This window comes from Achromobacter spanius, from assembly GCF_039673305.1.
GTDB lineage: Bacteria > Pseudomonadota > Gammaproteobacteria > Burkholderiales > Burkholderiaceae_B > Achromobacter > Achromobacter spanius_F.
This window is the reverse complement of sequence record NZ_JBDJLJ010000025.1, coordinates 58427-71386: the sequence shown is the minus strand read 5'-3', so window position 1 is coordinate 71386 and position 12960 is coordinate 58427. Positions and strand designations below refer to the sequence as shown.

At 67.4% G+C, this 12960-nt stretch carries 13 protein-coding genes; 5 read left to right on the top strand and 8 right to left on the bottom strand.

The features are described 5' to 3' along the window. Window positions 1–569: 569 nt before the first annotated feature. From ABE485_RS19200 to gpmA, 7 genes are all read right to left on the bottom strand, one after another. Window positions 570–1982, bottom strand: coding sequence for an FAD-binding oxidoreductase (locus ABE485_RS19200; protein WP_346516856.1), 1413 nt, complete (start codon window positions 1980–1982; stop codon window positions 570–572). Continuing rightward, window positions 1979–2698: a FadR/GntR family transcriptional regulator gene (locus ABE485_RS19195; RefSeq protein WP_346516855.1), complete on the bottom strand. Its 720-nt coding sequence runs from the start codon at window positions 2696–2698 to the stop codon at window positions 1979–1981. The genes ABE485_RS19200 and ABE485_RS19195 overlap by 4 nt, the downstream gene beginning before the upstream one ends. 91 nt (window positions 2699–2789) lie before the next feature. Continuing rightward, complete coding sequence (locus tag ABE485_RS19190; protein WP_346516854.1) at window positions 2790–3980, bottom strand: GGDEF domain-containing protein; 1191 nt, start codon at window positions 3978–3980, stop codon at window positions 2790–2792. Between the two features lie 102 nt (window positions 3981–4082). Then, entirely contained in the window at window positions 4083–4841 is a 759-nt protein-coding gene (locus ABE485_RS19185) for a HesA/MoeB/ThiF family protein (protein WP_346516853.1), read from the bottom strand. After that, window positions 4838–6283, bottom strand: coding sequence for a S41 family peptidase (locus tag ABE485_RS19180; RefSeq protein ID WP_346516852.1), 1446 nt, complete (start codon window positions 6281–6283; stop codon window positions 4838–4840). The genes ABE485_RS19185 and ABE485_RS19180 overlap by 4 nt, the downstream gene beginning before the upstream one ends. A gap of 103 nt (window positions 6284–6386) precedes the next feature. Further along, window positions 6387–7973, bottom strand: a complete 1587-nt coding sequence (locus ABE485_RS19175) for a murein hydrolase activator EnvC family protein (protein ID WP_346516851.1) — start codon at window positions 7971–7973, stop codon at window positions 6387–6389. Between the two features lie 7 nt (window positions 7974–7980). Further along, window positions 7981–8733, bottom strand: coding sequence for a 2,3-diphosphoglycerate-dependent phosphoglycerate mutase (gpmA, locus tag ABE485_RS19170; RefSeq protein ID WP_346516850.1), 753 nt, complete (start codon window positions 8731–8733; stop codon window positions 7981–7983). 186 nt (window positions 8734–8919) lie between these two features. On the opposite strand from gpmA, the gene ABE485_RS19165 reads away from it, so the two are divergent. From ABE485_RS19165 to ABE485_RS19145, 5 genes are all read left to right on the top strand, one after another. Further along, a complete protein-coding gene (locus tag ABE485_RS19165) occupies window positions 8920–9342 on the top strand; it encodes a rhodanese-like domain-containing protein (RefSeq protein ID WP_346516849.1) in 423 nt (140 codons plus the stop codon). 54 nt (window positions 9343–9396) lie between these two features. Next, a complete protein-coding gene (grxC, locus tag ABE485_RS19160) occupies window positions 9397–9654 on the top strand; it encodes a glutaredoxin 3 (RefSeq protein WP_008166937.1) in 258 nt (85 codons plus the stop codon). A 37-nt stretch (window positions 9655–9691) separates the two neighbouring features. Continuing rightward, window positions 9692–10225, top strand: a complete 534-nt coding sequence (secB, locus tag ABE485_RS19155) for a protein-export chaperone SecB (RefSeq protein WP_346516848.1) — start codon at window positions 9692–9694, stop codon at window positions 10223–10225. 16 nt (window positions 10226–10241) lie between these two features. Beyond that, on the top strand, window positions 10242–11321 hold the full coding sequence (locus tag ABE485_RS19150; protein WP_346516847.1) for an NAD(P)H-dependent glycerol-3-phosphate dehydrogenase: 1080 nt from the start codon (window positions 10242–10244) through the stop codon (window positions 11319–11321). 78 nt (window positions 11322–11399) lie between these two features. Then, a complete protein-coding gene (locus ABE485_RS19145; RefSeq protein ID WP_346516846.1) occupies window positions 11400–12392 on the top strand; it encodes a Bug family tripartite tricarboxylate transporter substrate binding protein in 993 nt (330 codons plus the stop codon). A 22-nt stretch (window positions 12393–12414) separates the two neighbouring features. Here the strand turns inward: ABE485_RS19145 and ABE485_RS19140 are convergent, their stop codons facing one another. Next, window positions 12415–12885: a tRNA (cytidine(34)-2'-O)-methyltransferase gene (locus tag ABE485_RS19140; RefSeq protein WP_346516845.1), complete on the bottom strand. Its 471-nt coding sequence runs from the start codon at window positions 12883–12885 to the stop codon at window positions 12415–12417. Between the last annotated feature and the right edge of the window lie 75 nt (window positions 12886–12960).

The following is a 12960-nucleotide window of genomic DNA, read 5'->3' as shown; positions in this document are numbered from 1 at the left end:
GTTTGGGGCTTACGCAATATCTCGCGATCCATGATGCCGCTGCGCGCCATCAAAGACCCCATCACCGGCCGCCGCTAATCGTCATTTCAACTCCAGTGCCGGATGGGCGGCGCGTACCGGTCGTCAAGCTGTAGCGGCCCGTCCCCGCGCCGCCCATCATCGCCCTCCCCCCAACGGCGAGCACCATTAGCAAGCCGACAGCCGCATTCGCGAACGCGCAGACCCGCCGACGGCCCAATGAACATATGCCGATTGTGGCCGCCCGCGCGGCCGCAATCGGCGTCCACGCAGATTCCATTCCCTGACCACAGCTCTTGTAGCGCGCCATACCAAGACACACGTAGCCCGGCGTCGCGGGCGCCGTGGCTGCGAGCAACCTCGATGCGCCCGAGGGAATCCGAAGGAGTCGCCGCAGGCGAGGACGAGGATGACGATGGGGCAGTCCGGAGCGAACGCTCCGGACCGCAATCGTGGGCGCTCGCAGCCACGGCGCCCGCGACGTCGGGCGACCTACGAAGATCTAGAACTTACGCAACGCAAAACATCTACATACATAGCCAAGCCAGGATCTAAAGCAGCTTCCCCGGATTCATGATCCCCGCAGGATCCATCACCTTCTTGATCTCCCGCATCAAACGCAGCTCCACCGGATCCTTGCTATGCAGGAAATGATCCCGCTTCAGCTGCCCGATCCCATGTTCCGCCGAAATGCTCCCCCCGTACCGATTCACTTCGTCCAGCACCGCATCCGTGATCGCCGCCCCATGCTCGGCCACCCAGTTGCGGTCCGCGCCCGCCGGACGCGACAGGTTGTAGTGCAGGTTGCCGTCGCCAAAGTGGCCAAAGATGAAGGGGCGGATGTCCGGGTATAGCGCGCGCACGCGGGCCTCGGCGGATTCCATGAAGTCCGGGATGCGCTCGATGGGCAGTGAGACGTCGTGCTTCAGGTGCGGGCCGTCGGCGCGTTGCGCCTCGGAGATTTCTTCGCGCAGCTTCCATAGCGTCTGCAGTTGCGCCAGCGACGCCGACACCGCGGCGTCCAGGCACAGGCCGCGTTCCAGCGCCGTGCCGATCACGGTTTCCAGCAGCGTGTTCAGGCCGGCCTCGTCCGCCGTGTCGGCCAGCTCCACCAGCACATAGGCCGGATAGCGCTGGTCGAACGGTTCCTGCACGCCCTCGGCGTGCGTCAGCACCAGGTCCAGGCAATCGCCCGAGAAATACTCGAACGCCTGCAGGCGCGCGCCGCACTGCTCGAACAGGATTTCGAAAAGCTGCAGGGCCTGCGCGGGGGACTCGACCGCCGCCAGCACCACCGAACGCACGTCGGTGCGCGGGAACAGGCGCAGCGCCACCGCGGTGATCACGCCCAGCGTGCCTTCCGAGCCGATGAGCAATTGCTTGAGGTCGTAGCCGGTGTTGTCCTTGCGCAGGGTGCGCAGGCCATGGAAGATTTCTCCCGTCGGAAGCACGGCTTCAAGGCCCAGCACCAGTTCGCGCGCCATGCCGTAGCGCACCACGTTCACGCCGCCGGCATTGGTGGCCACGTTGCCGCCGATCTGGCTGGAGTCTTCCGCGGCCAGGCTGAGGGGAAGCAGGCGCCCGGCGTCCTGCGCCGCGCGGCGCAGGTTGCCGAGGATGGCGCCGGCTTCGGCGACCATGGTGTTGGCCACGGTGTCGATGGCGCGCACCGCGTTCATGCGGTCCAGGCTGAGCACCACGTTGCGGGCGCCGCCATCCGGCGTCGCGCCGCCGCACAGGCCGGTGTTGCCGCCGCGCGGCACCACGGGAACGCCCGCCTCCTGGCACAGCGCCAGGCAGGTGGCGACTTCAGCGGTGGTGCGCGGACGAACCACGGCCTGGGCCTGGCCGTTGTACAGGCCGCGCCAGTCGGACAGCCACGGGGCGATATCCGCCTGGGCGGTGAAGACGGTGTCGGGGCCCAGGGCTTGGACCAGCCGTTGAGAAAAATCGGAAGCGCTCATGATGTCTGCCTGGCGGCGGGAAAGAGTAAATCGAGCTGCAGCCGGCTTGCGGCCTGCTGCAGGTGGCGGATGGCGGCGTGCCGGGCGCGGTCGGGTTCGCGCGCGCGGATGGCCTCGAAGACGGCGACGTGTTCCTGGTGGACGGCGGCGGTCAGCCCCTCTTGCAGGCGGCTGTTGGAGCGCGCGGTGCTGACGGCCAGTCGCAGTTGCAGGTTCAGGTACTGCAGCAGGTCCTGGTAATAGCGGTTGTGGGTGGCGGCCGCGATGGCCACGTGGAAGGAGATGTCGTGCTCCACGCCCTGTTCCGGATGGTCCAGATGCGAGGCCAGGCAGGCCAGCGCATGTTCCATGGCGGCCAGGTCGGCCGTGTCGTGGCGCACGGCGGCCAGGGCGGCCGCGCCGCCCTCGAGTTCCATGCGCAGTTCGTAGACGCTGGCCAGCTTGTCACGGTCCACGGCGATGCCCGAGGACACCTGGAAGCCCTGCGCGCCGGTGCGCGACACGACGGTGCTGCCCGAGCCCTGGCGGCTCTGGATCAGTCCCTGGGCGCGCAGGCGCTCCGTGGCTTCGCGTATCACCGCGGCGCTGACGCCGTACTGCTCCGCCAGCACGCGTCCGGACGGCAGCTTGGCGCCGACGGGATGGACGCCGTCGGCGATTTCGCCGGCGAGCTGGCGGGCGACCTGCTCCGTGAGGGTGAGATTCTTGGTCAACATGAGCGGATTATAGGCAGATTTCTCAGGTTATCTGATAACTTTTGATGAGCGCCTGCTAGAGCGGGGCCGCCCTTGGCGGCCTGGCACTTCCTCAGGCGGCGAGCGATGCGCCCGGCATACCCTCGTTCTCGGGGCAGGCGTCGATCTGGTCGACGACGCAGCGGCGGCCGCCTTGCGCCTTGGCGCGGTACAGCGCGGCGTCCGCGGAATCCAGGGCGGCCTGGGGCGTCCGGTTGGCGCCCGACATGATCGAAATGCCGATGGACAACCCCACGCTGACCCGCGTGCCGTCCGCCAGGATGATGGGCTGCGAGGCGTCTCGCAGCAGGTGCTCGCCCAGCCGCAAGGCGGCGGTGGCGTCGATGCCTGTCACCAGCACGATGAATTCGTCGCCCCCGATCCGGGCCGCCACGTCGTCCACGCGCAGCATGGCGCGCATGCGGTCCGCGATGGTCTTGAGCACCTGGTCCCCCCCGGCGTGGCCGTGGGTGTCGTTGATGCGCTTGAAATCGTCCATGTCCATGTACAGCAGCGCAGCGGCGCTGTCGTGCCCGCGCGCGCTGGAGCACACCCGTTCCAGCGCCGCCTGCAGGCCGGCGCGGTTGGCCAGGCCCGTCAGCGCATCTTCGCTGGCGCGGCGGTCGCTGTCGCGTTCGGCCAGCATGGTGGACACCAGGATGCGGTTGAGCCGGTGCGAGGCGACGCTCATGCTGATGAGGTAGAACGGGATCTGGATGAAGACGATGGCCGTGACCAGTTCGCCCGTGAAGAGCGCGGCCAGGCACATGGGCCCCAGGCTCAGGAAGATCATGGCGCCCACCAGCCTGGGCGCTCCGTAGTTGCGAAAGCAGATGCCCCCTGCCATGGCGCCACAGGACACGCCCGCCAGCGTCGCGGCCAGCCAGTCGCCGTTGATGAATGTAATGAAGACGCCATAGCCCACGCTGAACGCCCACAGCAGCGCCAGCAGGATGTAGAGGTCGGTGTGGGTGTTGCCGCCCTTGGGCGCGGCGCGCAGCGCCATCCTGAGGATGATGACGCGGACCAGGGCCAGGACGACCTCAAGCACCAGCCACGAGATATACAGCGGTTCGGGACGGCGCCAGGTGACCACGCCGGAGATCATCAGCGTATTGATGACCCCGCCGGCAAAAATGGGCAGCGTGCCGAACAGACTGGCGATGAGCGCCGCGCGGATGTCCGCCGGCGTATCCTGCCCGGAATGCGTCAGCCAACGCGTCAGCCGCCACTTGGGCAAGCTGAACTTCAGTCCTGTATCCACGCCGTCACTTCCATGGCCATCTACCCGATTTCAGTAGGCTGGCTGGCGTTATAGCAGGTATTTCAAGCCTTTAGTATTGTCCCTGAGTGCAATACGGGGCGCTCAGGGGCGATCGCGATGCCCGCAAACGGCGCATTCGGGGTCGCGTTGCACGTTCACGCTGCGCCACTGCATGGTGCGCACGTCCAGCCACAGCAGGCGGCCGGACAGGCTTTCGCCCACGCCCGACAGCAGCTTGAGCGCTTCGGCGGCCTGCATGCTGCCGATGATGCCGACCACCGGCGCAAAAACGCCCATGGTGGCGCAGTTGGCTTCCTCGACGTCGTCGGCCTCGGGGAACAGGCAGTGGTAACAGGGCGCGTTGTCGTCGCGCAGGTCGTACACGCTGACCTGGCCGTCGAAGCGGATAGCAGCGCCGGAGACCAGGGGCTTGCGGTGCTGCACGCAGGCGCGGTTGATGGCGTGGCGGGTCGTGAAGTTGTCGGTGCAGTCCAGCACCAGGTCGGCCTGGGCGACGGCGTCGGACAGTGCCTGGTCTTTCAGGCGTTCGACGCGCGCATGGACCTTGGCCTGCGGATTGAACGCCGCCAGCATGTCGCGCCCGGATTCGGCCTTGGGGCGGCCGACGCTGGCGGTGGTGTGCAGGATCTGGCGCTGCAGGTTGCTGAGTTCGACGACGTCGTCGTCGGCCAGCGTGATGTCGCCCACGCCGGCGGTCGCCAGGTAGAGCGCGGCGGGCGAACCCAGTCCACCCGCCCCCACGATGAGCACACGCGCCGCCAGCAGTTTTTCCTGCCCTTCGATCCCGAGTTCGTCCAGCAGGATGTGGCGGGCGTAGCGCAGCAGTTGCTCGTCGTTCATTTGTCCTTGCTGGGCTCGACTCCGGACGGCGTGATCTTCATGCGCTGGGGCGTGCCGCCGCCGGCCTTGGCGTCGGCCTTGGCCTGGGCGCGGGCGGAGCCCTTCTGCACCGGTTTGCCGGCCAGCAGGTTCAGGGCCTGCTGCAGCTGGAAGTCGTCCTTGCCGCCGAACTCGAACACCTTGGCCGGCAGGTCCACGTTGTCCTGGTCCGCGCTGGACTTCACTTCATTGGCGGTCTGTTGATTGGACAGGTGGCGCTGGAGGTCGGCTTCGCGCGGCAGGCGGAACAGGTCGCCGTCGGCCGTATCGGCCACGACGTAGTCGGGTTCGATGCCGGTCGCCTGGATGGAACGGCCGCTGGGCGTGAAGTAGCGCGACGTGGTGAGCTTGACGGCGGTGGTTTCGGACAGCGGCAGGATGACCTGCACCGAGCCCTTGCCGAACGTGCGGTTGCCCAGCACCTTGGCGCGCTTGTGATCCTGCAGCGCGCCGGCCACGATCTCGGAGGCCGAGGCCGAACCGACGTTGACCAGCACGACCATCGGCACGGTCTTGGTCCAGGCCGGCAGGCCGGACAGGTAGTTGCTTTCGCCGCGGGCGTATTCCGACGGCGTCGCCATGTACTTGTGGCGGGCGTCCGGCGTGCGGCCGTCCGTGGACACCACCAGGGCGTCGGGGGGCAGGAACGCGCCGGACACGCCGATGGCGCTGGTCAGCAGGCCGCCCGGGTCGTTGCGCAGGTCCAGCACCAGGCCCTTGGGCGGTTCTTTAGCACCCAGGTCCTTCAGCTGCTTGGCCAGGTCGGAGCCGGTCTTTTCCTGGAACTGGGCAACGCGCACGTAGGCGATGCCGTTGTCCAGCATCTTGCTGCGCACGCTGCGCACCTTGATGATGTCGCGCACGATCTTCAGCACGATGGGCTGCGGACGGTCGGCGCGCATGATGGTCAGGGTGATGGGCGACTTGGGCGCGCCGCGCATGAGCTTGACCGCTTCGTTCAGGGTCATGCCCTTGGTGGGCGTGTCGTCGATCTTGATGATGAGGTCGCCGGCCATCACGCCGGCGCGCGCGGCGGGCGTGTCCTCGATGGGCGAGATCACCTTCACGAAGCCGTCTTCGGCGCCGACCTCGATGCCCAGGCCGCCGAACTCGCCTTGCGTCGCCGTCTGCATTTCGCGGAACGCGTCGGCATCCAGGTAGGCGGAGTGGGGATCCAGGTTCGACACCATGCCGGAGATGGCGTTGTCGATCAGGGTCTTGTCGTCGACGGCCTCGACGTAGTTGTTCTTGATGGCGGCAAACACATTGCTCAGTTGCCTGAGCTCGTCCAGAGGCAAGGGACTGCCGCGCTGCGCGACCGCGGTCACACCCACGCTAAGCAACACACCAGCCACCGCACCGATGGCAATCAGACCGAAACCGCGAAACTTACGAGTGCCCATGCACACTTCCCGAATTGTGTTTTCGCCGATGGGTTTGGTAATTACCAACGGTTTTTACCAACGACATGTAATTGTCAACAGCGTATACGCCAACGACATCAATCTACTGCGCCAGCCACTGGGCCGGGTCCACAGGAGCGCCACGATGGCGAATTTCAAAGTATAGGCCGGATTCCACTTGCCCGCCGGTTGCTCCCACCGTCGCTATGGTATCCCCACCCGTCACCGAATCCCCCACCCGTTTGAGCAGGCTTTGGTTGTAAGCATAGACCGTCAGGTACTGCTGCCCATGATCCACAATGATGAGGTTGCCAAAACCGCGCAGCCAATCGGCGTAGACCACCGTGCCGGGGGCCACCACCTTGACGGGCGTACCCTCGGGCGCACGCAGCACCACCCCGCGCCACACGCCGCCGTCCGGACGGTCGACCCCGAACCTGCCCTGCACCTGCCCGCGCACCGGCATGGTCAGCCCGTGGCGCAGTCCGTTGCCGCCGCCGACGGGCGGCGCCGCGCGGGCGGTCTGCTGAGCCGGCGCACTACGCGTTTGAGTGGCGGGTTCCTCGACAGGTTCCGGCTTTTTGGGGGGATCCGCGGGTTTTGCCTGAGGCGGCGGGTCGGTCGCGACCCGGGTCTGCCGCTGGTCGGCGGGGCGCATGCCGGCGGCGTCCGGGTCGGCCACGGCGACGGGGCCGCGCGGCTGGCGGGCCGCCGCTTCGACTTGTTCACGGGCCTGGGCGGCTTCCCGGGCCTCGCGGGCATCGCGGTCGCGGCGGGCGCTGTCTTCGGCGACCTTGCGGTCGGCCTCGGCTTTCTTGCGCGCCTCCTGCGCCCGGCGTTCGGCCTCGGCGCGCTTTTTGGCCTCTTCGGCCGCGCGCCGCGCTTCTTCGATCCGGCGGGCCTCCTCGGCTTTCCTGCGCGCCTCTTCCGCCTTGCGGGCGTCTTCAATCTGCTTGGCGATGGCCGCGTCCAGATCGGTGATCAGACGCGACAGGCGTTGATCGTCGCGCCCGAGCTTGTTGGCCTCGGCGCGCTGGGCGGCGATCTGTCCCTCAAGCTGGGCCAACAGGGTGGCGCGCTCTTTCTGCTGGGCGACGAGCGCCGTCTTCTGTTCGGAGGTCTCGGCGACGACTTTTTCGATCTCGGCGCGACGGTCGTCCGCGCGGGCCTGCAACGCGGCCAGGCGGTCGATGTCGGCGCGCAACGCCTTCACGGCGTTGGCACGGGCTTGAGACACGTAGTCCAGGTAGCCCAGGTTACGGCCCAGCACCTGGGGATCGTCCCCGGACAGGAGCGCCGTCCAGGGCGACAGCCCGCTGGTGTACTGGGTGCGCAACTGGTCGGCCAGTTCGACGCGGCGCTTGGCCAGCACGGCCTCCTGCGCGACGATCTGCTTTTCCAGGGAGGTCAGGTCCGCCTGCGCCTGGCGGTTGGCCTCGGCCAGCTCCTTGAGGCGCAGGTTGATCCGGGAAATGGCCGATTCCGACTGCTTGAGGGCGTCGGCCGCTTCCTTGCGGGCGGCCTCGCGGCCGTCGATGTCCTTCTGAAGGCTCTCGATGCGGTCGCGCAAGGCGGCCTGCTGCTTTTCGGCGTCGGACTGGCGCCCGGCGAGGTCGCTGGGCGCGGCGCGGGCGGACAGCGCCCCTCCGGCCAGCATGACCGCCAACAACAACCCTGCCGCGCGACGCATAGAGATATCAGTCCTTCTTGGCCTTGCCCTGGGCTGCAACGGCAGCCATGGCCGCCTCGATCTCGGCGGCATCGCCCAGATAATAGTGGCGGATGGGACGCAGGTCATCATCCAATTCATAGACCAGCGGCTGGCCGGTGGGAATATTCAGGTTGACGATGTCGTCGTCCGACACATTGTCCAGGTGCTTGATCAGGGCGCGCAGGCTGTTGCCGTGGGCGGCGATCAGCACCTTGCGGCCCGAGCGGATGGCCGGGGCGATGGATTCGTTCCAGAAGGGCAGCACGCGGGCCACGGTGTCCTTCAGGCACTCGGTGGCGGGCAGCTGGTCGGCCGGGATCTTCGCATAGCGGCTGTCGAAGCGCGGGTGGCGCTCGTCGTCCAGCGACAGCGGCTCCGGGGCGATGGCGTACGCCCGGCGCCAGATCAGCACCTGCTCGTCGCCGTACTTGGCGGCGGTTTCGGCCTTGTTCAGGCCCTGCAGGGCGCCGTAGTGGCGTTCGTTCAGGCGCCAGTTCACGCCCACCGGGGTGTACATGGCGTCCATGGCGTCCAGCGCGATCCACAGGGTGCGGATGGCGCGCTTGAGCACCGAGGAATAGGCCAGGTCGAAGGAGTAGCCTTCTTTCTTGAGCAGTTCGCCCGCCTTGCGGGCCTGTTCACGGCCCGTGTCGGTGAGGTCGACGTCGGTCCAGCCGGTGAAACGGTTTTCCAGGTTCCACTGGCTTTCGCCGTGGCGCATCAGTACGAGTTTATGCATGGTGTGGGACGCCCGCGGGGCGGGTTAAAGTTAGAGGATGGTTAAGGAATGCGCTCATTTTATAATTGAGTGATTTTGCCCGTGATTTTGCCCCGGCGCACCGCGTCCACTTCCCGGACACGGCGCATCAGGGTTCGCCCCTACCAGGCTAGTCGACGCACTAGTCGACGCACAACAGGATGCCCCGTGGACCTTTTGCAATTCTTGCTCGATAAAAACAACATTTTCATTGTCGCCGTCACCGTGGTGTCCGGCGTCATGCTGGCCATACCCGCGCTGCGCAAGGGCCGGACAGGGTCTGCCGTCAGCACGACCGAAGCCATCCAGATGGTCAACCAGCGCAACGCCGTGTGGGTCGACGTGCGTCCCGCCGAACAATTCCAGGCCGGCCACATCGCCCAGGCACGCAACGTGCCGGCGGCCGACATCGAGCAGAAAGCCGGCTCGCTGCCCAAGAACAAGCCGCTGGTGGTGGTGTGCGACGCCGGCCGCGACTCGGCCCGCGCCGCCGCCAAGCTGCGCGCCCAGGGTTTCACCGACGTCGTGCCTCTTGAAGGCGGCATGCGCGCCTGGTCGGCCGCCAGCCTGCCGGTCACCCAGAAGGGTTGAATTTCGGGGCATTTGCCCCCATCTACCCATTCTTGTACACACCGGAGCGCCCCTATGAACAAAGTTGTCATGTACAGCAAGGACTATTGTCCCTATTGCGCACGCGCCAAGTCGCTGCTCGAGCAGCGCGGCGTGGCCGACCTGGAAATCATCCAGATCGACCGGGAACCGTCCCAGCGCGATGTCATGATCGAACGCACCGGCCGGCGCACCGTCCCCCAGATCTTCATCGGCGATACCCATGTCGGCGGTTGCGACGACCTGATGGCCCTGGACCGCTCGGGTGGCCTCACCCCCCTGCTGAACGGCTAATCGCCCCTTTTTGCCCCTCCCTCCAACGGAAACACTCATGGCTGATCAAGACCAAAACACCCAGCAAGAAGGCGGCAACGACGCGCCCTCGTTCAACCTGCAGCGCGTCTACCTGAAAGACCTTTCGCTGGAAATGCCGAACGCGCCTCACGTCTTCCTGGAGCAGGAAGCGCCCCAGGTGGAAGTGAGCATCACCGTGGGCGGCCAACGCCTGGCTGAAACCGTGTTCGAAACCACGGTCACCGTCACCGTCACCACGCGCATCAACGACAAGGTCGTGTACCTGGTCGAAGGCACGCAAGCCGGCATCTTCGAAGCCGCCAACATCCCGGAAGAACAGCTCGATCCGCTGCTGGGCATTGTCTGCCCCACGATGCTGTACCCCTACCTGCGCGCCAACATCGCCGACGCGATCACCCGCACGTCGATGCCGCCGCTGCACCTGACCGAAGTGAACTTCCAGGCCCTGTACGAGCAGCGCATCGCCGAACTGCAACAGCAGCAAGCCGCCGCCAACGGCGCCGGCAGCGACTCGGGCATCATCCTGCCGCCCGGCGCCACCCGCCAGTAAGCACCCGCGGCGCCCCATGAACCCGCCCGCTCCGCCGCGCCTGCGCGTCGCCGTCCTGGGTGCTGGCAGCTGGGGCACCGCCCTGGCGGCGGCCGCCAGCCGCCGCCACCCCACCCAACTGTGGGCGCGCGACGCCGCCCAGGCGGCCGCCATGGCCGCCACGCACGAAAACGCCCGCTATCTGCCGGACGTTTCCCTGCCCACGAATCTGCAGTTTTCCTCCGACCTGGACGCCACGCTGCGCAGCCTGCAGGAAGACGGCGCCCGCCGCCTCATCGTGCTGGGCGTGCCCGTCGCCGGACTGACCGCCATTTGCGAAGAACTGTCGCGCCGGCTGCCCGTCCTGGGCCTGGAAGACACCCCCATCGTCTGGACGTGCAAGGGCTTTGAAGCCGACACGGCCAGGCTGCCCCATGAAATCATGCGCGAGGCCCTGCCTGGCGCTACCGGCGGCGCCCTGTCCGGCCCGTCGTTCGCCCGCGAAGTCGCCCAGGGCCTGCCCGTTGCGCTGACCGTCGCCAGCAGCAGCCCGGCCTTGCGCGAAGCCACCACCGCCGCCTTCCATGGCGCGGCGCTGCGCGTCTATGCCAGCACCGACCTGGTCGGCGTCGAAGTCGGCGGCGCGCTGAAAAACGTGATCGCCGTCGCCTGCGGCATCTGCGACGGCCTCGCGCTGGGCACCAATGCCCGCGCCGCGCTGATCACCCGCGGCCTTGCCGAGATGACCCGCTTTGGCGTGGCGCTGGGCGCGCAGGCCGAAACCTTCGCCGGACTGACCGGCCTGGGCGACCTAGTGCTGACCGCCACCGGCGATCTGTCGCGCAACCGCCGGGTGGGACTGGAAATCGGCGCCGGCCGCAAGCTGGCCGACATCCTGGCCAGCGGCATCACCGCCGAAGGCGTGCGCTGCGCCCGCGCCGCGCTGGAGCGCGCGCGCGCCATCCATGTCGAATTGCCGATCACCGAAGCCGTCTGCGCGGTGCTCTTCGAAGGCGTCGCCCCCATGACGGCGGTCTCAGCCCTGCTGGCGCGGGACGCCCGCAATGAAGGAGCCGATTCCGGCAATCCGTTGCGCGGCCCGTCCGGTTCCGCCTAGCGCGCAGCGCCCGGACGGAACGCCCCCGATCCCCTACCGACAACAACACAACGACACCCTACCGAGGAGACATCCTTCATGACGCAAACCCGCAAGTTCCGGGTCGGCCCGCTGCTGCGCGGACTGTGCCTGAGCCTGGCCGCCATCCTGCCCGCCGCCGCCCACGCGGACTGGCCCGATCGTCCGATCCACATGGTCGTGCCCTTCCCGCCCGGCTCGTCTCCCGACATCCTTGCACGCACGATCTCGGAGCCGCTGTCCCAGGCGCTGGGCCAGCCCATCGTGATCGACAACAAGCCGGGTGCGGGCGGCAACATCGGCACGCGCATCGTGTCGCAGGCCAAGCCCGACGGCTACACGCTGCTCTATACGATCAACGGCCCCCTGGTCACCGCGCCCACGCTCTATAAGAAGACGCTGGGCTATGACCCCCTGACCGACCTGGATCCCGTGTCCCTGGTGGGCACCAGCCCCAATGTGCTGGTGGTGCCGGGCAGCCTGAAGGTCGATAACGTCCAGGACTTCGTCAAGCTCGTGAAAGGCCGCGGCAACTCGCTGAACTACGGTTCTGTGGGACCCGGCAGCTCGGCCCACCTGGCGATGGAGATGTTCAAGGAAAGCGCCGGCGTAGACCTGGCCCACATCCCGTACTCCGGCTTTCCGCAGGTCATCACCGCCATCATCGGCGGCGACGTGCAGGCGGGCTTCATGGTTCCCGCCATCGCCGTGCCCCAGGCGCGCGACGGCAAGGTCAAGCTGCTGGCCGTGACCAGCCTGCAGCCCAGCGAGGCCCTGCCCGGCGTCCCCACCATGGCCTCCCAGGGCTACCCCGACTTCGAGGCCATTTCCTGGAATGCGGTGCTGGTCCCGGCCGGCACGCCCACGCCGATCGTCGAACGGCTCAATAGCGAGCTGGCCCGCATCATCGGCAGCGAAGCCGTCCGCAAGCAGTTGGCGCTGCAGTACTTCACGCCCGCGCCGTCCACGCCGCAAGCCCTGACCGCCCGCATCAAGAACGAAAAGGCGCGCTGGGATCAGGTGATCGACAAGCTGAAGCTGTCGCTGGACTGATTCCCTGCCCGAAGGGCGGCGCCTACGCGCCCCCTTCGTATCCCTGCTGCCGCCAGGCCTCGAACACGGTGACCGCCACGGCGTTCGACAGGTTCAGGCTGCGCTGGCCGGCGCGCATCGGCAGCCGCAGCCGCTGCTGGGGCGGGAACATCGCCTGATGTTCGTCCGACAGGCCGGCGGACTCGCGGCCGAACACGAATACGTCGCCCGGCTTGAAGCTGACGTCGGCCACGCTGCGCTGGGCATGCGTGGTCAGCGCGTAGATGCTGGAGGGCGTCGCGCCCGTATCGTCCAGCGCTTCCTGCAGCGTGTCGTGCACGCGCACCGGCTGCCACTCGTGATAGTCCAGCCCCGCCCGCCGCATGCGGGCGTCATCCAGTTCAAACCCCAGGGGCCGCACCAGGTGCAGTTGTGCGCCGGTATTGGCGCATAGCCGGATGGCGTTGCCGGTATTGGGAGGGATCTCCGGGCAGACGAGAATGACGTGGAACATGGCGGACGGAAAGGTGGAATGGCCCGCGGCCAGGGTCGGCCGCGCATCCGGGATTGTCGCCGATTTGCCGGCGCT